The 25,037-nt window shown below is 72.5% G+C and carries 2 protein-coding genes (1 of these 2 only partly in view); both read left to right on the top strand.

Annotation, left to right across the window (positions count from 1 at the left end; translation table 11 throughout):
* The first annotated feature begins 52 nt into the window (after nucleotides 1-52).
* Nucleotides 53-9,715 (top strand): type I polyketide synthase, encoded by a 9,663-nt coding sequence (locus tag ACFU9P_RS27400; protein ID WP_384085677.1) that lies wholly within the window; start codon nucleotides 53-55, stop codon nucleotides 9,713-9,715.
* 54 nt (nucleotides 9,716-9,769) lie between these two features.
* A protein-coding gene (locus tag ACFU9P_RS27395) for an SDR family NAD(P)-dependent oxidoreductase (RefSeq protein ID WP_384085673.1) crosses the window boundary here: on the top strand, nucleotides 9,770-25,037 show its beginning. 17,687 nt of this gene lie beyond the right edge of the window; 15,268 of the gene's 32,955 nt are visible here — the first part of the coding sequence; its start codon is at nucleotides 9,770-9,772; its stop codon lies beyond the right edge, outside the window.

Below are 25,037 nucleotides of genomic sequence, written 5' to 3'. Positions count from 1 at the left end.
ATTCGTTGCTTTCGTTCGTGACCCGACGCGACCCGATGACGAGGACGGACCGGTGCCAGAAGACCAGCAGGAAAAAGTCGTCGATTACCTGAGGCGGGTCACTTCCGATCTCCGCCGCGCGCGCCAGCGCATAGGAGAACTGGAACTCAAGAACAACGAACCCATCGCACTCGTGGGAATGAGCTGCCGCCTCCCCGGCGGAGTCCGCTCCCCGGAGGCCCTGTGGGATCTGGTCGACTCCGGTGGCGACGCCATATCCGGATTCCCCGGCGACCGCGGCTGGAATCTGGAGCGGCTCACCGGCGACGGCGAAGGAAGCAGCGCCACCCACGAAGGCGGATTTCTCTACGAGGCCGCGGAATTCGACGCCGGATTCTTCGGGATCTCGCCGCGCGAGGCCCTGGCCATGGACCCCCAGCAGCGCATGCTCCTGGAAGTGTCCTGGGAGGCGCTGGAGCGCGCCGGAATCGCCCCGACCTCCCTGCGCGGCAGCCAGACCGGTGTCTTCGTCGGCGCCTACCACTGGGGCCAGCCGTCGGCCGCCGCGGCCGGCGAACTCCAGGGGCACGCGCTGACCGGCACCGCCGCCAGCGTGCTGTCGGGGCGGCTCGCCTACACCCTCGGCCTCGAAGGCCCCGCCATCACGGTCGACACCGCCTGTTCCTCCTCCCTGGTCGCCCTGCATGTGGCGGCCCAGTCGCTGCGCAACGGTGAGTCCTCGCTCGCCGTCATCGGCGGTGTCACCGTACTGAGCGAACCGTCCGTCTTCGTCGAGTTCAGCAAGCAGGGCGGTCTCGCCCCCGACGGCCGCTGCAAGGCCTTCTCGGACGACGCCGACGGTACGGGCTGGGGCGAGGGCGTCGGCGTACTCGTCGCGGAACGCCTCTCCGACGCCCGGCGCAACGGGCATCGGATCCTGGCCGTGCTGCGCGGCAGCGCGGTCAACCAGGACGGCGCGTCCAACGGCCTCACCGCGCCCAACGGCCCCTCCCAGGAGCGGGTGGTCCGCCAGGTCCTCACAACGGCAGGGCTGTCGCCCGCCGATGTGGACGCGGTGGAGGCGCACGGTACGGGGACAAGACTCGGCGACCCGATCGAGGCGCAGGCACTGCTCGCGACCTACGGCCGGGACCGCGATCCGGAGCGTCCGCTGTGGCTGGGCTCGCTGAAGTCCAACATCGGGCACACGCAGGCCGCCGCCGGTGTGGCCGGTGTGATCAAGATGGTGATGGCGCTGCGGAACGGTGTCCTGCCGCGCACGCTGCACGCGGAGAATCCGTCGTCGCATGTGGACTGGTCGTCGGGTGCGGTGCGGCTGCTGTCGGAGGCGGTGGAGTGGCCTGATACGGGCCGTCCGCGCCGGTGCGCGGTGTCGTCCTTCGGCATCAGCGGCACCAACGCCCACGCGGTACTGGAACAGGCCCCCGCCGATCAGGAGCCGGAGTCCGGGCCCGAGGAGGCACCCGAGCCGGGTGCCCCGGCCACCGGCCCGGTGCCCTGGGTGGTGTCCGGGCGCGGTGCGTCCGCGCTCCGGGACCAGGCGGAGGCACTCGTCTCCTGGCTGGAGACCGCCCCGCGGCCCCGGCCGGCCGACACCGGGCTCTCACTCGTCTCGACCCGCGCGCTCTTCGAGCACCGCGCCGTCGCGGTCGGTACGGACCACGACGAACTCCTCGCCGCGGCCAAGGCGTTGGCCGCCGGGCGCTCCTCGGCGGAACTGGCCGAAGGAGTCGCCGATGTCGAAGGCAAGACGGTGTTCGTCTTCCCGGGGCAGGGATCGCAGTGGGCGGGCATGGGTGCCCAACTGCTGGACGAATCAACGGTATTCGCGGCACGGATCGCCGAATGTGCGGCGGCGCTCGGTGAGTTTGTCGACTGGTCGCTGGTGGATGTGCTGCGCGGGGCCGAGGGTGCCCCCTCGCTGGAGCGGGTGGACGTGGTGCAGCCGGCCTCGTTCGCGGTGATGGTGTCCCTCGCGGCGCTGTGGCGCTCGTACGGTGTCGAGCCCGATGCCGTGGTGGGCCACTCGCAGGGCGAGATCGCGGCGGCCGTGGTGTCGGGCGCGCTGTCCCTGGAGGACGGTGCGCGGGTGGTGGCGCTGCGGAGCCAGGCGATCGGGCGCCGGCTGGCGGGGCGTGGCGGGATGATGTCGGTTCCGCTGCCGGTGGCCGAGGTCGAGAGCAGGCTGGAGACCTGGTCCGGCCGAATCTCCGTCGCCGCTGTCAACGGCCCGCGTTCCGTGGTCGTCTCGGGTGAACCGGGGGCCTTGGACGAGCTGTTCGCCGAGCTGACCGCCCAGGAGGTACGGGTCCGTCGTATCGCCGTCGACTACGCCTCGCACTCGGCGCAGGTCGAGGATCTGCGGGACGAACTCCTCGATGTACTGGGGCCGGTACGTCCTCGCGCGTCCGAGGTGCCGTTCTTCTCGACGATGACCGGCGGGTGGCAGGACACCGAGGAGATGGACGCGGGCTACTGGTTCCGCAATCTGCGGCAGCGCGTCCTCTTCGCCGGCGCCGTCACGGAACTGCTCGGCGCCGAGCACCGCGCCTTCATCGAGGTCAGCTCGCACCCCGTACTGGCCATGCCCGTACAGGACATGATCGAGGAGTACGGCGAACCGGCCGTCGTCGCGGGCACCTTGAGGCGGGACCGGGGCGGGCTCGCGCGCTTCCTGCTCTCCGCGGCCGAGGTCTTCGTACGCGGCGTCGAGGTCGACTGGGCTCCGGTGTTCGCGGGCACGGACGCCCGGCGGGTGGATCTGCCCACGTACGCCTTCCAGCGCGAGCGCTTCTGGAACATCCCGTCCGTTGCCGACGAGCCCGTCCCCGCCGATCCGCTGGACGAGCAGTTCTGGGCGGCGGTCGAGCAGGAGGACCTCTCCGCGCTGACCTCGGCGCTCGGTACGGACGAGGGTTCGGTGGCGGCGGTGCTGCCCGCGCTGTCGTCGTGGCGCAGGTCGCGCAAGGACCGTACGACCGTCGACTCCTGGCGCTACCGCGTCACCTGGTCCCCGCTGGGCCATGTCCCGTTGACACCGCTGACCGGCACCTGGCTGGTGGTGTCCGCCGAGGGCACCGACGACAGCGAGACCGTGAACGCCCTGAGCGGCCGGGGCGCCGAGGTACGGCGGCTCGTCCTCGACGAGGCATGGGTGGAGCGGGAGGTGCTCGCCGGGCGGCTGGCCGGGCTTGAAGAGATCAACGGGATCACCGGAATCGTGTCGGTGCTCGCCGCGGCCGAGGAGCCGGGCGAGCGCTACCCGGGCCTCGCGCTCGGACTGGCCCTGACCGTTTCGGTCGTACAGGCGCTGGGCGATGCCGGAGTGGACGTCCCGCTGTGGTTCCTGACCCGGGGAGCGTTCTCCACCGGCCGCTCCGACGAGATCACCTCGCCCGTTCAGGCCCAGGTGGCCGGAGTGGGCTGGACGACCGCACTGGAACACCCGCAGCGCTGGGGCGGCGTCGTCGACCTGCCCGGGACCCTGGACGACCGCGCCGCCGGCCGGCTCGTCTCGGTCCTCGCCGGGGCCGCCGGCGCGGAGGACCAGCTCGCCATCAGGTCCTCCGGGGTGCTCACCCGCCGTATCGTCCGCGCCGGATCCGGCGGCCCGGGCCCCTCCCGTACCTGGACACCGCGCGGCACCACCCTCGTCACCGGCGGTTCCGGGACACTCGCCCCCGATCTCGCGCGCTGGCTCGCCGCCCAGGGCGCCGGGCATGTGGTGCTGGCCAGCCGCCGGGGCATGGACGCCCCGGGCGCGGCCGAACTCGTCGCGGAACTCGCCGAGTCGGGCACCGAAGCCGTCGCGGTCGCCTGCGATGTGACCGACCGGGACGCGGTCGCCGCGCTGCTGGCAGGACTCAAGGCCGAAGGCCGTACGGTACGGACCGTCATCCACACCGCCGCCGTCATCGAGCTGTACACCCTGGCCGAGACCACGATGGAGTCCTTCTCCGACGTCGTGCACGCCAAGGTCGCCGGGGCCCGCCATCTCGACGAACTCCTCGACAACGACGAGCTGGACGACTTCATCCTCTACTCGTCCACGGCCGGCATGTGGGGCAGCGGCCACCACGCGGCCTATGTGGCGGGCAACGCCTATCTCGCCGCGCTCGCCGTCGACCGGCGCGCCCGCGGGCTGCGCGCCACCTCGGTGCACTGGGGCAAGTGGCCCGACGACATCGAGCGCGAACTGGCCGACCCGCACCACATCCGCCGCAGCGGGCTGCGCTATCTGGACCCGAAGCTCGCGCTGAACGGCCTGAAGAAGGTTCTGGACGACGACGAGACCGTCATCGGCCTCACCGACATCGACTGGGACACGTACCACGCCGTCTTCACCGCGGGCCGCCCCACCCGTCTCTTCGACGAGGTGCCCGAGGTGGCGCGCCGGCTCGCCGAGAACGAGGAACGCGCCACCGCCCGGCCGGAGACCAGCGACCTCGCCGCACGGCTGCGCGACCTGGCCGCCCCCGAGCAGGAGCGCCTTCTGCTGACCCTGGTCCGTACGGAGGCGGCGGCCGTCCTCGGCCATGCCTCGGCCGAGGCTTTCCCCGAGCGGCGCGCCTTCCGCGACATCGGCTTCGACTCGGTCACCGCCGTGGACCTGCGCAACCGCATCGTGGCCGCCACCGGTCTGCCGCTGCCGTCGACGATGGTCTTCGACTACCCCAACGCCGTCGCGCTCGCCGGCTTCCTGAAGTCGGCGGCCCTGGGCGGCGACCGTACCGCCGACCCGTCCGCCCGGCCCGCGCCGACCGGTCCGGCAGGCACCGACGACGATCCGATCGCCATCATCGGCATGAGCTGCCGCTACCCCGGCGGTGCGGGCACGCCCGAGGAGCTGATGCGGCTCGCCCTGGACGGCGCCGACGTGATCTCCGAGTTCCCCGCCGACCGCGGCTGGGACGGAGCCGGAATCTACGACCCGGACCCGGACCGGCAGGGCAGGACGTACTCGCTCCAGGGCGGATTCCTGCACGAGGCCGCGGAGTTCGACCCCGGCTTCTTCGGGATCTCGCCGCGCGAGGCGGTCGCCATGGACCCGCAGCAGCGGCTGCTGCTGGAGACGTCCTGGGAGGCCTTCGAGCGGGCCGGGATCGAACTGGACTCCCTGCGCGGCAGCGCGGCCGGCACCTTCTTCGGCGCCAGCTACCAGGACTACTCGTCGAGTGTGCAGAACGGCACCGAGGGGTCCGAGGTGCACATGGTCACCGGCACGGCGGCCAGTGTGCTGTCCGGGCGGGTGTCGTACCTCTTCGGGTTCGAGGGCCCGGCGGTCACCGTCGACACCGCGTGCTCGTCCTCGCTCGTCGCGATGCATCTCGCCTGCCAGTCGCTGCGCAGCGGTGAGAGCTCCCTGGCGCTGGCGGGCGGCGCGGCCGTGATGGCCACCCCGCACGCCTTCGTGGGCTTCAGCAGGCAGCGGGCCCTCGCGCTGGACGGCCGCTGCAAGCCGTTCTCCGAGGCCGCCGACGGGATGACCCTGGCCGAGGGTGTCGGTGTGGTGCTGCTGGAGCGGCTCTCGGACGCGCGGCGCAACGGGCACCGGGTGCTCGCGGTCGTACGGGGCTCGGCGATGAACCAGGACGGCGCGTCCAACGGACTCACCGCCCCCAACGGCCCCTCGCAGCAGCGGGTCATCCGCCAGGCCCTCGCCAACGCCGGTCTGACGTCCGCCGAGGTGGACGCGGTGGAGGCGCACGGTACGGGGACGAAGCTCGGTGACCCGATCGAGGCGCAGGCGTTGCTCGCCACGTACGGCCAGGACCGCGACCCGGAGCGCCCGCTGTGGCTCGGTTCGCTGAAGTCCAACATCGGGCACACGCAGGCCGCCGCCGGTGTGGCCGGTGTGATCAAAATGGTCATGGCCATGCGCGAGGGCGTCCTGCCCAGGACACTGCACACCGGGACTCCGTCGTCGCATGTGGACTGGTCGGCGGGCGCGGTGGAACTGCTGCGCGAGCAGACCGAGTGGCCGGACGCCGGCCGCCCGAGGCGCGCCGGTGTGTCGTCCTTCGGGATCAGCGGCACCAACGCGCATCTGATCCTGGAACAGGCCCCCGAGGCCCTTGAGTCCGACGAGGCGGAGAACGCTCAGGAGACTGCGGAAGATGCCCCGGATGCCCTGGATGCCCCGGACACCACGGAGGAAGCGGGCACCGTGCCCTGGCTGATCTCCGCCAAGTCCGAGGCGGCCCTGCGCGAGCAGGCGGCCCGGCTGCTCGCCCGCGCCGACGCCGACCCCGCGCTGCCGCCCGCGCGTATCGGGTGGTCGCTGGCGACCACCCGGTGCGCCTTCGACCACCGCGCCGTGGTCCTCGGCGAGAGCCGGGACGACCTGCTGCGCTCCCTCGACGCCGTCGTCACCGCGGGCAGCGCGCCCGGTGTGGTGAGCGGCGCCGTCGGCGAGGGCTCCGCGCGGCCCGTGTTCGTCTTCCCCGGCCAGGGCTCCCAGTGGTGGGGCATGGGCCGCGAACTCCTCGCCACCTCCGAGGTGTTCAGGGAGTCCGTCGACGCCTGCGCCGCCGCGCTCGCCCCGTACACCGACTGGTCCCTGCACGAGGTGCTGGCCGGTGAGGGGGACCCCGCACTGCTCGAACGGGTCGATGTGGTCCAGCCCGCGCTCTTCTCGATGATGGTCGCGCTGTCCGCGCTCTGGCGTTCGTACGGTGTCGAGCCCGCGGCGGTCGTCGGCCACTCCCAGGGCGAGATCGCCGCCGCCCATGTGGCGGGCGCCCTGACCCTGGAGGACGCCGCCGCCGTGGTCGCGCTGCGCAGCCAGGCGCTGCCCCGGCTGTCCGGTCTCGGCGGCATGATGTCGGTCGCCGCCCCGGTCGACAAGGTCGCCGCACTGCTCGACCCCTGGGCCGAGCAGCTCTCCGTCGCGGCCGTCAACGGCCCCTCGTCGGTGATCGTCTCCGGTGACACGGCGGCGCTCGACGAACTCCTCGCAGTCTGCGAGGAGCAGGGGGTACGGGCCCGCCAGGTCTCCGTCGACTACGCCTCGCACGGCGCGCATGTCGAAGCCGTACGCGACGAACTGGCGCGGGTCCTCGCTCCGGTCACGTCCTCCGCTCCGAAGGTGCCGTTCTACTCGACGGTCACCGGCGGCCGGGTGGAGGACGCGGTCTTCGACGGCGCCTACTGGTACACGAACCTCCGGCAGACCGTACGGATGGAGGAGGCGACCCGGGCGCTGCTGGCCGACGGGCACCGCGTCTTCATCGAGCTGAGCCCGCATCCCGTACTGGCCGCGCCCATCCAGGAGACCCAGGAGAGCCAGGAGAACGCGGCCGGAGCGGTGGTCCTCGGATCGCTGCGCAGGGACGAGGGCGGCCTCAGGCGCTTCCTGACCTCCCTCGCCGAGGCCCATGTCCACGGCACACCGGTCGACTGGCGCACCGCCTTCCCCGAGGGCGGTTACGAACCGGTCGAGCTGCCGACGTACGCGTTCCAGCGGCGGCGGTACTGGCCCGAGCCCGCTGCCGTAACCGACAGCACCGGCTCCGGCACCGGATCCGGGAGTGAGGCGGACGCGGCGTTCTGGCGGCTCGTCGAGAGCCAGGACCTGGAGTCCCTCGCGGACGAACTGGGCGTCGACGCGCATGGCGAGCTGTCCTCGCTGGGCGCGGTCCTGCCCACCCTCTCCGCCTGGCGCGCCAAGGCGCGCGAGCGCACCACCGTCAACGCATGGCGCTACCGCGTCGACTGGACCCGGCTGAGCGACCCCGGCGCCACCGCGCGCCACGCCGGCCGCTGGCTCGCGGTGGTTCCGGCAGGCCGCGCCGACGACGACCCCTGGGCCGCCGCCGCGCTCGCCGCGCTGGGCCCCGACACCGTACGGTTCGAGGCAGAACCCGGCGCCGACCGGGCGGCCTGGGCCAAGCGGCTCGCCGAACTGGGCGCTGACGGCGGGGAGTTCACCGGCGTACTGTCCCTGCTGGCCCCGGCCGAGGAGCGGCACACCGGCTTCGGCTCGGTGCCCGCCGGGCTGGCCCTCACTCTCACCCTCGTCCAGGCGCTCGGTGACGCCGGGCTGCGCGCTCCCCTGTGGTGCGCCACCCGCGGTGCCGTGTCCGTGGGCCACGACGACCGGCTCGCCCACCCGGTGCAAGGAGCACTGTGGGGCCTCGGCCGGGTCGTCGCCCTGGAACACCCGGACCGCTGGGGCGGTCTCGTCGACCTCCCCGAGACCCTCGACGCGAGGGCCTGCGCCCGGCTCACCGCCGTACTGGCCGGTCTGGACGGCGAGGACCAGCTCGCCGTCCGTACCTCCGGTGTGTACGCCAGGCGCCTGGTGCACGCCGCGCCCGCGGCCGCCACCCCCGACCGCCCCTGGCGAGCCCACGGCACGGCGCTGATCACCGGCGGTACGGGCGGTATCGGCGGCCGGGTCGCCCGCTGGCTCGTCGAGAGCGGCGCCGCGCATGTGGTGCTCACCAGCCGGCGCGGCGAAGAAGCGCCCGGCGCGGCCGGACTCCGCGCCGAACTGGAGGAGCTGGGCGCCCGGGTCACCATCGCGGCCTGCGACGCCGCCGACCGCGACGCGCTCACCGCCGTACTCGCCGCGATCCCCGCCGACACCCCGCTGACCTCCGTGTTCCATGCCGCGGGGGTCGCCGACGGCGACGACTCCGTAGAGGCGCTGACACTGGCACAGCTCGACGCGCTGATGCGTTCGAAGCTGACCGCCGCCCTGCATCTGCACGAACTGACCCGCGACACCGGCCTGGACGCGTTTGTGCTCTTCTCCTCGGGCGCGGCGGTCTGGGGCAGCGGCGGCCAGCCCGGTTACGCGGCGGCCAACGCGTTCCTCGACGCCCTGGCCGAGCACCGCAGGGCCGAGGGCCTCCCCGCCTCCTCCGTCGCCTGGGGCACCTGGGCCGAGGTCGGGATGGCCACCGTCGACGAGGTCCACGAGCGGCTCCGCCGCCAGGGCGTCATGCCGATGGAACCGCCGCTGGCCATCGCCGCGCTCCAAAGGATGCTGGAGGACGGCGACACACAGCTCACCGTCACCCTGATGGACTGGGACAGGTTCACCCCCAGCTTCACCGCGACCCGCCCCAGCCCGCTGCTCTCCGGGATCCCGGAGGCCGGCCGGGCACTGGCCGCCGGGGACGCCGTACCGGAGGGCGACGGCGCGACGGCCGCCCCGCCGCTCAGGCAGCGGCTCGACACCCTGCCGGCCGCCGAACGGAGCCGCGCCCTGCTCGACGCCGTACGGGCCGACGCCGCCTCGACACTCGGCCACGAGTCGGCCGGGGCGATCCCGGCGAGCCGCGCCTTCCGTGACGTCGGATTCGACTCGGTGACCGCCGTCGAGCTGCGCAACCGGCTGCGGTCCGCCCTCGGACTGCCCCTGCCGACCGCCCTGGTCTTCGACCACCCCACCCCGGCGGCCCTCGCGGACCACCTCGGCTCGCTGCTCTTCGGAACCGCCCCCGGCGCGGCCGGCACGGACCGCTCCGACGGCGCGGCCCGCGCGGACGACCCGGACGCGCGGATCCGCGACGCCCTCGCCTCCGTTCCCATCAGCCGGCTCCGTACGGCGGGACTCCTGGACACGGTGCTCGAACTCGCCGCCCCCTACACCGACACCGCGAACGGGGCCACCGCCCCGGCCGCGGCCGACGGGAACGGCTCGCTCGACGACATCGACGACATGGACGCCGAAAGCCTGCTGCGGCTCGCCACCGACATCCAGTGACCGCTTGGCGCGGACTGTCCGGCGACGCGAACTGAAAGAGATCTGGAGAGAACGATGAGCACGTCCAGCAACAAGTACGTCGAGGCGCTGCGGTCGTCACTGAAGGAGATCGAGCGGCTCCGTCAGCAGAACCAGCGGCTGGTGGCGGCCGCCGAGGAGCCCATCGCCGTCGTCGGCATCGGCTGCCGCTACCCCGGCGGGGTGACCTCCCCCGAAGACCTGTGGGAGCTGGTCACCGAGGGCCGCGACGTCATGGCGGACTTCCCCGCCGACCGGGGCTGGGACCTGGACCGCCTCGCCGGTGAGGGACCCGGCCACAGCCTCGCCCAGCAGGGCGGATTCCTCTACGACATGGCGGAGTTCGACCCCGGCTTCTTCGGGATCTCACCGCGCGAGGCCGTCGCCATGGACCCCCAGCAGCGGCTGCTGCTGGAGGTCGCCTGGGAGGCGCTGGAGCGGGCCGGGATCGACCCGGGCACCCTGCGCGGCAGCCGGGCGGGCGTCTTCGTCGGCACCGCCGGGCAGGACTACGGCACGGTCGTCAGGGCGTCCGACGAGGACACCGAGCTGTACGCGATGACCGGGCACGCCGCCAGTGTGATCTCGGGCCGGCTCTCCTACACCCTCGGCGCCGAAGGGCCCGCCGTCACCGTCGACACGGCCTGCTCCTCCTCGCTGGTCGCCCTGCACTGGGCGGCCCAGGCCCTGCGCAACGGCGAGTGCACCATGGCCCTGGCCGGCGGCGCGTCCGTGATGGCCACCCCGGGCCCCTTCGTCTCCTTCACCGCGCAGGGCGGTATGGCCGCCGACGGGCGCTGCAAGTCGTTCGCCGACACCGCCGACGGCACCGGCTGGGGCGAGGGCGCCGCCGTCCTCGTACTGGAGCGGCTCTCCGACGCCCGGCGCGCCGGGCATCCGGTGCTGGCCGTCATGCGCGGCAGCGCGATCAACCAGGACGGTGCCTCCAACGGCCTGTCCGCGCCCCACGGCCCGTCCCAGCGCCGGGTCATCCGGGCCGCCCTGGAGAACGCCCGGCTGACGCCCGCCGACGTGGACGTCGTCGAGGCGCACGGTACGGGCACGACCCTCGGCGACCCCATCGAGGCGCAGGCACTGCTCGCCACCTACGGCCAGGACCGCGAACGCCCGCTGCGGCTGGGATCGCTGAAGTCGAACATCGGGCACACGCAGGCCGCCTCCGGTGCCGCCGGTGTGATCAAGATGATCATGGCGATGCGGCACGGGCTGATGCCGCGCACCCTGCACGCGGCCGAGCCGTCCGGCGACGTGGACTGGACGGCCGGCTCCGTGGAGCTGCTGCGCGAGCCCCTCACCTGGCCGGAGACCGGCCGGGCCCGGCGGGCCGCCGTCTCCTCCTTCGGTGTCAGCGGTACCAACGCGCATGTGATCCTTGAGCAGGCTCCGGCCGAGGACGAAGACACGGCGGAGAGCGCCGCCGCCGACGACACGGACTCCGTGGTGCCCGGGGTCGTTCCCTGGGCGCTCTCGGGCCGGACCGCCGCCGCACTGGACGCGCAGCGGGCGCGGCTGCTGTCGTACATCGAACGCAACCCCGGTGTACGGCCCGTCGATGTGGGCCACTCGCTCGCCACGGGACGCTCGGCGTTCGAGCACCGGGCCGTGCTGTTCGCCGACCCGAGCGGTACGGATCACACCGCCGATGTCACCGAGGCCGCCAGTGGTGTCGCCGACGAAGGTCTGCTCGCCGTCCTGTTCTCCGGCCAGGGCTCCCAGCGCCTCGGCATGGGCCGTGAACTCCACGCCCGCTTCCCGGTGTTCGCCGAAGCCCTGGACTCCGTACTGGCGCTGCTGGACGGCCAGCCGGAGCCGGAGCGCCCGCTGCGCGACATCATCTGGGGAACCGACGCCGCCGAACTCGACCGGACCCGCTGGACCCAGCCCGCGCTCTTCGCCATCGAGGTGGCCCTCTTCCGCCTCGTCGCCTCCCTCGGCATCACCCCCGACTTCGTCGGCGGCCACTCCATCGGCGAGATCGCCGCGGCCCATGTGGCGGGCGTGTTCTCGCTGGAGGACGCCTGCCGGCTGGTGACCGCGCGCGCCTCACTGATGCAGGACCTGCCGCCCGGCGGCGCCATGATCGCCGTCCAGGCCACCGAGGACGAGATCACCCCGCTCCTCACCGGACAGGTGTCGGTCGCCGCGGTCAACGGCCCCCGGTCCACGGTGATCGCGGGCGACGAGAGCGCCGCACTGGAGATCGCCGCGCACTTCACGGAACTCGGCCGCAGGACCAGCCGCCTCCGCGTCTCGCACGCCTTCCACTCCCCGCTGATGCGGCCCATGCTGGCGGACTTCCGCGCCGTGGCCGAGAGCCTCACGTACCACGAGCCCCGTATCCCGGTCGTCTCCCATCTCACCGGCCGGATCGCCGCCGTCGAGGAGCTGTGCTCCGCCGACTACTGGGTACGGCATGTCGCCGAGCCCGTACGGTTCGCCGACGGCGTCCGCACCCTCACCGGACGGGGCGTCACCACCCTGCTGGAACTGGGCCCCGACGGAGTGCTCTCCGCCATGGCGCAGGACTCCCTCCCGGACGGCGCGCTGACCGTACCGCTGCTCCGCAAGGACCGCCCCGAGGAAGCCGCCGCCGTCACCGCCCTCGCGCAGGCGCACGTCCGGGGCGCCACCGTACGCTGGGCCGCCCTGTACGAGGGCTGCGGCGCCCGGCGCGTGGACCTGCCCACCTACCCGTTCCAGAAACAGCGCTACTGGCCCGCCACCTCCCTCAACAAGGCCGGCGACATGCGGGCCGCCGGGCTCGGCTCCGCGGAGCACCCGCTGCTCGGCGCGGCCGTCGAACTCGCCGACGGCGAAGGCGCCCTGTTCACCAGCCGGCTGTCCGTCCAGACCCACCCCTGGCTCGCCGACCACGGAGTCCGGGGCCGCGCACTGCTGCCGGGCACCGCCTTCGTCGAACTCGCCGTCCGCGCCGGGGACCAGGTCGACTGCGACCGTATCGACGAACTCACCCTCGCCGCGCCCCTGGCCCTGCCCGAGCACGGCGCCGTACAGCTCCAGGTCCGTGTCGGCGCCGCCGACTCCACCGGCCGCCGCCCGCTGAGCATCCACTCGCGCGCCGAGGACGGCTTCGACCTGCCCTGGTCGCAGCACGCCGGCGGCTTCCTCGCCCCCGGTGCCGCCCCCGTCCCCGACTTCGACGCGACCGTATGGCCCCCGGCCGGTGCGGAACCCGTCGACCTCGACGGCTGCTACGAGCGGCTCGCCGGGCTCGGCTTCGACTACGGCCCGGTGTTCCAGGGCCTGCGGGCCGCCTGGCGGCGCGGCGACGAGGTGTACGCCGAGGTCGCCCTGCCCGACGGCGCGGGCCCCGACGCGAGCGCCTTCGGCCTGCACCCCGCGCTGCTCGACGCCGCCCAGCACGCCGCGGCCTACACCGACCTCGGCGCCATCAGCACGGGCGGACTGCCCTTCGCCTGGGAAGGCGTGTCACTGACCGCCTCCGGCGCCTCCTCGGTCCGCGCCCGGATCGCCCCGGCCGGCGACGACACCGTCACCATCGCGGTGTACGACATGGCCGGCGGTCCGGTCCTCTCCGTGGACTCCCTGGTCTCCCGCCCGGTCCCCGCCGAACCGCTGCCCGACAGCGGCGCCGTGCACCCGGACTCACTGTTCCGCGTGGAGTGGACCGGGCTCAGAGGCGCGGCCCCCGCCGGCCCCGGCGGGCCGGTGGCCGTGGTCGGCGCGGACACCTTCGGCGTCGCCGGCGCGCTGCGCGCCGGTGGTACGACCGTGACGGCCCACCCCGACCTGGCGTCGCTCGCCGCCGCGGACGGCCCGGTGCCCGAGGTGGTCCTGATGGCCGTCTCCGGCCGGCCGGAGGACGACCGTACCGCCGCGGCTTCGGTCGTCGAGACGACCCACAGCCTCGGCGCACTCGTCCTCGGCCGTGTCCAGCACTGGCTGGACGAGGACCGGTTCGCCGACTCGCGCCTGGTCTTCGTGACCCGCGGCGCCGTTGGCGGCGAGGACCTGGCCGCCGCCTCCGTGCACGGACTCGTACGGACGGCCCGCACCGAGAACCCGGGGCGCTTCGGCCTCCTGGACCTGGACCCCGGCACGGCCTCACTCCCCCCGGAGGCCGTGCCGGCCGCCGTCGCGTCGGCAGTGGCGTCAGCTGTGGCGGCCGTCCCCGACGAGCCGGACCTCGCGCTCCGCGACGGCGCCCCGCTCGCCGCCCGGCTGACCCGCGTCCCCGCGCCCGTCGGCCCCCCCGAGGGCACTGAATGGAACGCCGACGGTACGGTGCTGATCACCGGCGGCACCGGCGGTCTGGGCGGCGCCCTCGCCCGGCACCTCGTCGCCGAGCGCGGCGTACGGCACCTCCTGCTCGTCAGCCGCAGCGGCCTCGCCGCCGAGGGAGCGGGCGCACTGGCCGCCGAACTGATCGGGCTGGGCGCCGAGGTGACCGTCGCTCCCTGCGACGTCACCGACCGCACCGCACTCGCCGAACTCCTGACGACCGTCCCGGCCACCCACCCGCTGACCGCCGTCATCCACACCGCGGGCGTGGTCGACGACGGTGTGATCGGCTCGCTGACACCGGAGCGGCTGTCCGGTGTGCTCCGGCCCAAGACCGACGCCGCCTGGCATCTGCACGAGCTGACCCGCGAACTGGACCTCGCAGCCTTCGTCCTGTTCTCCTCCGTCGCCGCCACCCTCGGCAGCCCCGGACAGGCCAACTACGCGGCCGGCAACGCCTTCCTCGACGCCCTGGCCCGGCACCGGCGGGCCGCCGGACTGCCCGGACTCGCCCTCGCCTGGGGACCGTGGACCCAGAGCGTCGGCATGACCAGCACACTCACCGACATCGACGTCGAGCGCATCGCACGCTCCGGCATGCCACCGCTCTCCCTCACCCAGGGCATGGCCCTCTTCGACGCCGCGCTCGCCACCGGAGAGGCCGCCCTCGCCCCCGTACGGCTCGACCTTCCGGTCCTGCGTACCAAGGGCGACATCCCGGCGCTGCTCCGCGGCCTGATACGAGCACCTGCCCGCCGCGCCGCCGCCCGGGCCGCCGTCTCCGAGACGGCCGGGGGCCTGGCCCAGCGCCTCGCGGGACTCAACGCCGCCGAACGCCGCGAGCTGCTGCTCGATCTCGTACGCGGCCAGGTCGCCCATGTCCTGGGGCACACCGACCCGGCGGCGGTCGAGCCCTCCCGCCAGTTCCAGGACCTCGGCTTCGACTCCCTCACGGCCGTCGAACTGCGCAACGGACTCAACACCGTCACCGGGCTGCGCCTCCCCGCCACCATGGTCTTCGACCACCCGACCCCGAGCGCGCTCGCCGACCATATGCGCGACGAACTCCTCGGCCACGAAGCCGACTTGGGGACCGGCGAGGCCCCGACTCCGGTCGCCGCCCTGCCCCCGGCGGGCGACGACCCCGTCGTGATCGTCGGCATGGCCTGCCGCTACCCGGGCGGGGTGACCTCCCCCGAGGATCTGTGGCGCCTGGTCACCGAGGGCACGGACGCCATCTCCCCGTTCCCGGTCAACCGGGGCTGGGACATCGACGGACTGTACGACGCGGACCCCGACCGGCCCGGCAGGACCTATGTCCGCGACGGCGGATTCCTGCACACGGCGGGCGAGTTCGACCCCGGCTTCTTCGGGATGTCACCGCGTGAGGCCATGGCGACGGACTCACAGCAGAGGCTGCTGCTGGAGACCTCGTGGGAGGCGATCGAGCGAGCGGGGATCGACCCGCTCTCGCTGCGCGACAGCCGCACCGGTGTGTTCGCCGGTGTGATGTACAACGACTACGGTCCCATGCTCACCGGCGAGGAGTACGAAGCCTTCCGTGGCAACGGCAGCGCACCGAGCATCGCCTCGGGCCGCGTCTCGTACACCCTGGGCCTCGAAGGCCCGGCCGTGACCGTGGACACCGCCTGCTCCTCCTCCCTGGTCGGTATGCACCTCGCCGCGCAGGCGCTGCGCGGTGGCGAATGCTCGCTGGCGCTGGCCGGCGGTGTGACGGTCATGTCCACCCCGAGCACCTTTGTGGAGTTCTCGCGGCAGCGCGGTCTCGCGCCCGACGGCCGGTCCAAGGCATTCTCCGAGTCGGCCGACGGTGTCGGCTGGTCGGAGGGCGTGGGCGTGGTGGTGCTGGAGCGCCTCTCGGACGCCCGGCGCAACGGGCACCAGGTGCTGGCCGTGCTGCGCGGCTCGGCGGTGAACCAGGACGGTGCGTCGAACGGTCTGACGGCTCCGAATGGTCCTTCGCAGCAGCGGGTGATCCGGCAGGCGCTGGCCAGTGGTGGGTTGTCGGCGGGCGATGTCGATGTGGTGGAGGCGCATGGTACGGGTACGACCTTGGGTGACCCGATCGAGGCACAGGCGCTGCTCGCCACCTATGGCCGTGAGCGGGATCCGGCGCGTCCACTGCTTCTGGGGTCGGTGAAGTCCAACATCGGGCACACGCAGGCGGCGGCCGGTGTGGCCGGTGTGATCAAGATGGTGCTGGCGATGCGGCACGGGACTCTGCCGCGGACACTGCATGTGACGGAGCCGTCGTCGCATGTCGACTGGTCGGCGGGCGCGGTGGAGCTGCTGACGGAGCAGACGGCGTGGCCGGAGGTCGACCGTGCGCGGCGAGCGGGTGTGTCGTCCTTCGGTATCAGCGGGACGAACGCGCACATCATCCTGGAACAGCCGTCGGCCGAGGCCGCGGAGCCGGGGATCTCCTCGGAGGTACCGGCCGGCGCGGCGGAAGCGGTGGTGCCGTGGGTGCTGTCGGGGAAGTCGCCCGAGGCGCTGCGGGACCAGGCGGCGCGGCTGCTGTCACTGATCGAGTCGCGGCCGTCCGGGCTGCGGCCGGTCGATGTCGGCTTCTCGCTGGCGACGGGCCGGTCGGCATTCGACCACCGCGCGGTGGTCCTGACGGGCGGCGGATCCACGAGTGCGGTGGACGCCCTGAGCGCGCTGGCGGCCGGAGAACCGGACGGATCGGTGGTGTCGGGTTCGGTCGTCGCCGGCAAGTCGGCGGTGCTGTTCTCGGGCCAGGGCTCGCAGCGGCTGGGGATGGGCCGTGAGCTGTACGGGCGGTTCCCGGTGTTCGCGGAGGCGCTGGATTCCGTACTGGCTCTGCTGGACGGGGAGTTGGGGTGCTCGCTGCGGGAGGTGATGTGGGGCGAGGACGCTGAGCTGCTGAACGATACGGGCTTTACTCAGCCCGCGTTGTTCGCGGTTGAGGTGGCGCTGTTCCGGCTGGTGGAGTCGTGGGGTGTGCGGCCCGATTTTGTGGCCGGGCATTCGATCGGTGAGGTCGCGGCGGCTCATGTGGCCGGGGTGTTCTCGCTGGAGGACGCCTGCCGACTGGTGGCGGCGCGGGGTTCGCTGATGCGGGCGCTGCCGGTCGGCGGCGCGATGGTTGCGGTGCGGGCGACGGAGGACGAGGTCGTTCCGTATCTGTCCGACCAGGTCTCCATTGCGGCCGTCAATGGCCCGTCCTCGGTGGTGCTTTCCGGTGCTGAGGATGCGGTTCTGGCGGTAGTGGCTGAGCTGGAGGCGTTGGGCCGTAAGACCAGCCGTCTGCGGGTTTCGCATGCCTTCCACTCGCCGTTGATGGATCCGATGCTGGACGGCTTCCGAGTGGTGGTCGAGGGGCTGGCCTTTGAGGCGCCTCGTATTCCGGTGATCTCGAATGTGAGCGGTGCTCTCGCATCGGCCGAGGAGCTGTGCTCGGCGGACTACTGGGTACGGCATGTCCGTGAAGCCGTCCGATTCGCGGATGGCGTAGGGGTGTTGGGGGAGCGGGGCGTACGGACGTTCCTGGAGCTGGGGCCGGACGGTGTGCTGTCCGCGATGGCTCAGGAGTCGGTGCCGGACGGCTCGCTGACCGTACCCGTACTGCGCAAGGACCGCCCGGAGGAGACTGCGGCCCTCACGGCCCTCGCCCAACTCCATGTGCGCGGCACGGGTATTGAATGGCCGGCCTTCTTCGAGGGTGTTGGCGCCCGGCGGGTGGATCTTCCGACGTACGCCTTCCAGCACCGCTGGTTCTGGCCGTCCGGTCAGCTCGGCGGTACGGGCGACATGCGCGCGGCCGGACTCGGTTCCGCCGGGCATCCGCTGCTGGGCGCCGCCGTTGAACTGGCCGAGGGCGAAGGGGTGTTGTTCACCGGTCGGCTGTCGGTGCAGTCGCATCCCTGGCTCGTCGATCACACCGTCATGGGCCGGGTGCTGCTGCCCGGGACGGGGCTGCTGGAGTTGGCGTTCCGGGCGGGCGACGAGGTGGGCTGTGACCGGGTCGAGGAACTGACCCTTGCCGCCCCGCTGGTGCTGCCCGAGCAGGGCGCGGTCCAGGTGCAGGTACGTGTCGGAGTCGCCGATGACACCGGCCGCCGCCCGATCGCCATCCATTCCCGACCCGACGGAGCCGACGAGCGGCCCTGGACCCAGCACGCGACAGGTGTGCTGACCACCGGCACCCAGGAGCCCGTCTCCGGCTTCGACGCCACCCAGTGGCCGCCAACAGGCGCCGAATCGCTGGCCGTTGAGGGCTGCTACGAGCGGTTCGCGGAGATCGGCTTCGCGTACGGTCCGGTGTTCCAGGGGCTACGGGCCGCCTGGCGCCGCGACGGTGAGATCTTCGCCGAGGTCAGCCTCCCCGAGGGCACCGAGGCAGGGGCGTTCGGTCTGCACCCCGCGCTGCTCGACTCCGCCCTCCACGCCTCCCTCCTCGCTGAAGAGACCACACAAGGCGGCGGTCTGCCCTTCTCCTGGGAAGGCGTCTCGCTCCACGCGACCGGCGCCGCGGCCCTGCGCGTACGCATCGCCCCCGCCCACGGCAAGGACGCCGTATCGATCACCGTCGCCGACACGGCCGGTGCCCCGGTCGCCTCGGTCGACGCGCTTCTCGTACGGGCCGTGTCGGGCGAACAACTCAGCGGCGCCGCCGAGTCGGCGCGCGACGCGCTGTTCGCGCTGGAGTGGGTACCGGTTCCCGGGGCCGCCCGGCCCGTGGCGGACCGGCTCGCGCTGGTCGGCCCCGATGTCATCGGGCTGGCCGGAGGCCTGGACGGTACGGGCATCGACGTCGAGGCGTACCCCGATCTGACGTCGCTGGCGGCGGACGAGTCCCCGGTGCCCGGCACCGTACTGGTCGGCGTCGACGGCAGGCACAACGCCGGAGCGGCCCAGTCGGCCCACACCCTGACCGCCGGCGCCCTGGCGCTGGTCCAGGAGTGGCTGGCCGGTGAGCGGTTCGCCGGTTCCCGGCTGGTGTTCGTGACCCGAGGCGCCGTGGCGGCGGGCGACGAGGAGGTCACCGATGTGGCCGCCGCCGCGGTCTGGGGCCTGGTCCGCTCGGCCCAGACGGAGAACCCGGGCTGCTTCGGCCTGCTCGACCTCGGCTTTGAGGACGACGGCCCCGCCCGGCTCGCCGACTCGCTCGGTACGGACGAGCCACAGATGGCCGTCCGCGACGGAGGACTGCGTGTCGGTCGGCTCGCGCGCCTGGAGTCCGGTACGGGCCTGGTGCCGCCGGCCGGAGTGCCCTGGCGGCTGGACAGCCGGGAGAAGGGCAGCCTGGACGGTCTGGCGCTGGAGCCGTTCCCGGAGGTGCTCGATCCGCTGACCGGCCACGACGTACGGATCGAGGTCCGCGCGGCCGGAGTGAACTTCCGCGATGTCCTCAAGGCGCTCGACATGTATCCCGGCGACGCCGGGCGCATGGGGCGCGAGGCCTCCGGCGTGGTTGTCGAGGTCGGTCCCGAGGTCACCGGACTGCGCCCCGGCGACCGGGTCACCGGTCTGGTCTCGGGCGGTTTCGGCTCACTGGTGGTGGGCGACGCGCGGCTTCTCGCCCCGCTGCCCGGGGAGTGGTCGTGGGAGACGGCGGCCTCGATGCCGCTGGTGTTCCTGACGGCCTATCACGCCCTCATCGAACTGGCGGGCCTGGGCCGGGGCGAGCGGGTGCTGATCCACGCCGGTGCCGGTGGTGTGGGTATGGCGGCCATTCAACTGGCCCACCATCTGGGCGCTGAGGTCTTCGCGACGGCGAGCGAGGGCAAGTGGGACGCCCTGCGCGGACTCGGTGTCGCCGAGGACCACATCGCGTCCTCCCGTACCACCGACTTCGAGGCGGCCTTCTCCCAGGTCACCGATGGCGAGGGTGTCGATGTCGTTCTGAACTCGCTGGCCGGTGAGTTCGTGGACGCGTCGCTGCGGCTGATGAGTCCCGGTGGCCGGTTCCTGGAGATGGGCAAGACGGACATCCGCGAGGCCGGAGGCCTGCCCGAGGGGGTGGACTACCAGGCGTTCGACCTCGGCTGGGTGGAGCCCGAGGGCATTCAGCGGATGCTTGTCTCGCTGATGGGTCTGTTCGGCCGGGGTGTGCTGGAGCCGCTGCCGGTGCGGTCGTGGGATGTGCGTCGGGCGCGGGATGCGTTCCGTTTCATGAGCATGGCCAGGCATGTGGGCAAGATCGTGCTGACGATGCCGCGTGTGTGGGATCCGGCGGGTACGGTCCTGATCACCGGCGGCACGGGCGGTCTGGGCGGTCTGCTGGCACGCCACTTGGTGCGGGAGCGGGGTGTCCGGCATCTGCTGCTGACCAGCCGTCGTGGCCCGGCTGCCGAGGGCGCGGAGGAACTTGCTGCCGAACTACGGGAGTTGGGCGCTGCCGAGGTCGTTATTACCGCGTGTGACGTGGCGGACCGGGATGCGCTGGCCGGACTGCTGGCCTCGGTGCCCGCTGAGCATCCCCTGACCGCCGTCGTGCATACGGCCGGTGTGCTGGACGACGGTGTCATCGGTTCCCTGACGCCCGAGCGGCTCGCCTCCGTACTCCGTCCCAAGGCCGACGCCGCCTGGCACCTTCACGAACTGACCCGGGATCTCGACCTGGCCGGGTTTGTGGTGTTCTCCTCGGTCGCCGGTACGTTCGGCGGCCCCGGACAGGCCAACTACGCGGCGGGCAACGCCTTCCTGGATGCTCTGGCCGCCCGCCGACAGGCCGAGGCCCTGCCTGGTCTCTCGCTCGCCTGGGGCCCCTGGGGCCAGGGCGCGGGCATGACCAGCGGTCTCGACGAGCGCGATGTGCGCAGGGCCGCCGAGTCGGGCATGCCGCTGCTCTCGGTGGAGCAGGGCCTCGCCCTGTTCGACGCTGCGCTCGCGACCGGCGACGCTGCTGTCGTACCCGTACGGCTCGACCTGCCCGTCCTGCGGGCCAAGGGCTCCGTACCAGCGGTCCTGCGCGGGCTGGTCCGTACGGGCACCCGGCGTACCGTGGCCACCGGCCCCGGAGCGGCCGGAGCGGGCGCGGACGGCGGTCTGGCCGAGCGCCTCAGCCGGCTGGAGCGCGCCGAACGGCACACCACACTGCTCACGCTGGTGCGCGACCAGGCGGCCATGGTGCTGGGCCACGCGAGCGGCGACGGGGTCGACCCGGCGCGCGCCTTCCGCGATCTGGGCTTCGACTCGCTCACCGCGGTGGAACTGCGCAACCGGCTCAACACCGCGACCGGCCTGCGGCTGCCGGCCACCATGGTCTTCGACTATCCGACAGTGGTGGCCCTGGCGGACCATCTCCTCGAAGAACTCCTCGGCCCGGACGCCGACTTGGCCGCCGTCGCACCCGAACTCTCCCGGGCCCTGCTCGACGACGACCCGGTTGTGGTGGTCGGTATGGCCTGCCGCTTCCCCGGTGGCATCGGTTCGCCGGAGGATCTGTGGCGTGTGGTGTCCGAGGGGGCCGACGTGGTGTCGGACTTCCCGGTCAACCGTGGCTGGGATGTGGACGCACTCTACGACCCGGATCCGGAGCACACCGGCACGTCGTACACACGCTCGGGTGGATTCCTGCACGACGCGGGGGAGTTCGACCCTGCGTTCTTCGGGATGTCACCGCGGGAGGCGATGGCGACGGACTCGCAGCAGCGGCTGTTGCTGGAGACGTCGTGGGAGGCGATCGAGCGAGCCGGAATCGACCCGCTCTCGCTGCGTGACAGCCAGACCGGTGTGTTCGCCGGTGTGATGTACAGCGGCTACAACACCACCCTGAACGGGAAGGAGTTCGAAGGATTCCAGGGCCAGGGCAGCGCACTGAGTGTGGCCTCGGGCCGTGTCTCGTACACCTTCGGTTTTGAAGGCCCCGCGATGACGGTCGACACGGCGTGCTCATCGTCGCTCGTCGCGATGCATCTCGCGGCCCAGGCGCTCAGGAGCGGTGAATGCTCGCTGGCGCTGGCCGGCGGTGTCACCGTGATGTCCGTCCCCGACACCTTTGTGGAATTCTCGCGGCAGCGCGGTCTCGCCCCCGACGGCCGCTCCAAGCCCTTCTCCGAGTCCGCCGACGGCGTCGGCTGGTCCGAGGGCATCGGCATGCTCCTCCTGGAACGCATGTCGGACGCGCGGCGCAACGGCCACGAGATTCTGGCTGTGGTGCGGGGCAGTGCGGTGAATCAGGACGGCGCGTCGAACGGTCTCACCGCGCCGAATGGTCCTTCGCAGCAGCGGGTGATCCGGCAGGCTCTGGCCAGTGGTGGTCTGTCGCCTGCGGATGTGGACGCGGTGGAGGCGCATGGTACGGGTACGATCCTGGGCGACCCGATCGAGGCGCAGGCACTGCTCGCGACGTACGGTCGTGATCGCGACCCCGAGCGTCCGCTGCTGCTGGGGTCGGTGAAGTCCAACCTCGGCCACACCCAGGCCGCCGCCGGTGCCGCGGGTGTGATCAAGATGGTCATGGCGATGCGGCACGGCACATTCCCGCGCACACTCAATGTCACCGAACCCTCCTCCCACGTCGACTGGTCGGCGGGCGCGGTGGAACTGGTCACCCAGCCGACCGCATGGCCGGACGTCGACCGGGTGCGGCGGGCCGGTGTGTCGTCGTTCGGTATCAGCGGCACCAACGCCCATGTGGTGCTGGAACAGCCGCCCATGGTGATCCAGGAAACGGTGGCCGACGGTGCCGAAGCGCCGGTGGCCGAGCCCGGTGTGGTGCCATGGGTGCTTTCGGGCAAGACGCCCGAGGCGCTGCGCGGCCAGGCCGCCCGGCTCCTCTCGTACCTCCAGGCCCGGCCCGGACTGCGGCCGGTGGACATCGGTTTCTCGCTGGCCACGGGCCGGTCGAGGTTCGAGCACCGCGCGGTGGTGCCGACTGGTGAACCCACGGAGACGGTAAGGGCGTTGGCGGCGCTCGCGGTGGGCGAGCCGGACGCCTTGGTGGTGTCGGGATCGGTCGTCGCCGGGAAGACGGCGTTCTTGTTCACCGGCCAGGGTTCTCAACGGCTCGGCATGGGCCGGGAGTTGTACGGGCGGTTCCCGGTGTTCGCGGAGGCGCTGGATTCTGTACTGGCCTTGCTGGACCGGGAGTTGGGGCGCTCGCTGCGGGAGGTGATGTGGGGCGAAGACGCTGAGCTGCTGAACGATACGGGCTTTACTCAGCCTGCGTTGTTCGCGGTTGAGGTCGCGTTGTTCCGGTTGGTGGAGTCGTGGGGTGTGACTCCTGATTTTGTGGCGGGTCATTCGATCGGTGAGGTCGCGGCTGCTCATGTGGCGGGGGTGTTCTCGCTGGAGGATGCGTGTCGTCTGGTGGTGGCGCGGGGGTCGCTGATGCGGGCGCTGCCGGCCGGCGGTGCGATGGTCGCGGTGCAGGCGACGGAGGACGAAGTCACTCCGTACCTCAACGACCGCGTCTCGATCGCGGCCGTCAACGGACCGTCCTCGGTGGTGCTTTCCGGTGCTGAGGATGCGGTTCTGGAGGTGGCGGCGGAACTGGAGGCGCTGGGCCGTAAGACCAGCCGGCTGCGGGTTTCGCATGCCTTCCACTCGCCGTTGATGGATCCGATGCTGGATGACTTCCGGGCCGTGGCCGAGGGGCTGACGTTCCAGACGCCGTCGATTCCGGTGATCTCGAATGTGAGCGGTGCTCTCGCTTCGTCCGAGGAGCTGTGCTCGGCGGACTACTGGGTACGGCATGTCCGCGAAGCGGTCCGGTTCGCGGACGGTGTCCGTACCCTCGCCGACCAAGGCGTCACCGTTCTGCTGGAGCTGGGACCCGACGGAGTCCTCTCCGCGATGGCCCGGGAGTCGGTGCCCGACGGTGCGATCACGGTGCCGGCACTCCGCAAGAACCGCTCCGAGGAACTGTCGGCCGTCACCGCACTCGCTCAGCTCCATGTGAGCGGTGTCGCCGTGAACTGGCACCGGTATTTCGCCGGGACCGGCGCCTCCCGTGTCGAGCTGCCCACCTACGCCTTCGAGCACCAGCCGTTCTGGCCGGACGGCTCGCGCGGCGTCGCCGACGCAACCGCCGTCGGCCTGGTGTCCGCGGGGCATCCGCTGCTCAACGGTGTGGTCGAACTGGCCGAGGACGAAGGCGTGTTGTTCACCGGCCGCCTCTCCGTACGGTCGCACCCCTGGCTGGCCGACCACGCGGTCATGGGCCGGATCCTGCTGCCCGGAACCGCCCTGCTGGAACTGGCGATCCGCGCCGGTGACGAAGTCGGCAGCGACCGCGTCGAGGAGCTGACCCTTGCCGCCCCGCTGGTGCTGCCCGAGCGTGGCGCCATGCAGACACAGGTACGAGTCGGTGTCGCCGACGAGCGTGGCCGGCGTACGGTCACCATCCACTCGCGGCCCGAAGGGGCGGCCGAGGAACCCTGGACCCAGCACGCCACGGGCGTACTGACCGCCGATCCGCACAACGCCGACACTCACACGGCTGCCACTGATCTCGCTGTCACCGACTTCGATGCCACGGTCTGGCCCCCGGCGGGCGCCGAACCCGTCGACCTGGACGGCTTCTACGAAGCGCGCGCCGAGCACGGTTTCGCGTACGGTCCGGTCTTCCAGGGCCTGCGCGCCGCCTGGCGGCTCGACGGCGAGGTCTTCGCCGAACTGAGCCTGCCCGAAGGCGTCCTGGCCGACGCGGACGCGTTCGGACTGCACCCCGCACTGCTGGACGCGGGCCTCCACGCGGCCTGGTTCATCGACGCGCCCGCCGATGGTGCTGAGCGGCAGGGCGGCCGTATCCCCTTCTCGTGGAGCGGTGTGTCCCTGCGCGCTTCGGGGGCGTCCGCCGTACGGGTCAGGCTGTCCCGTACCGCCGACGGAGCGGTGTCGATCGCCGTCGCCGACACCACGGGGGCGCCGGTCGCGTCGGTGGAGTCGCTGGCGATGCGGGCGCTGTCCACCGACACCCTCGACGACTCCGCGGCACTGACGCGGGACGCGCTGTTCCGCCTGGACTGGACCCCGGTCGCGGCTCCGTCGTCCGGTGCGGTCTCCGGCCGTACGGTGGCGGTGGCCG

The sequence above is a fragment of the Streptomyces sp. NPDC057617 genome, from assembly GCF_042800555.1.
GTDB lineage: Bacteria > Actinomycetota > Actinomycetes > Streptomycetales > Streptomycetaceae > Streptomyces.
The sequence above is the reverse complement of the archived record's forward strand: the minus strand, read 5'-3'. Positions and strand labels throughout refer to the sequence as shown.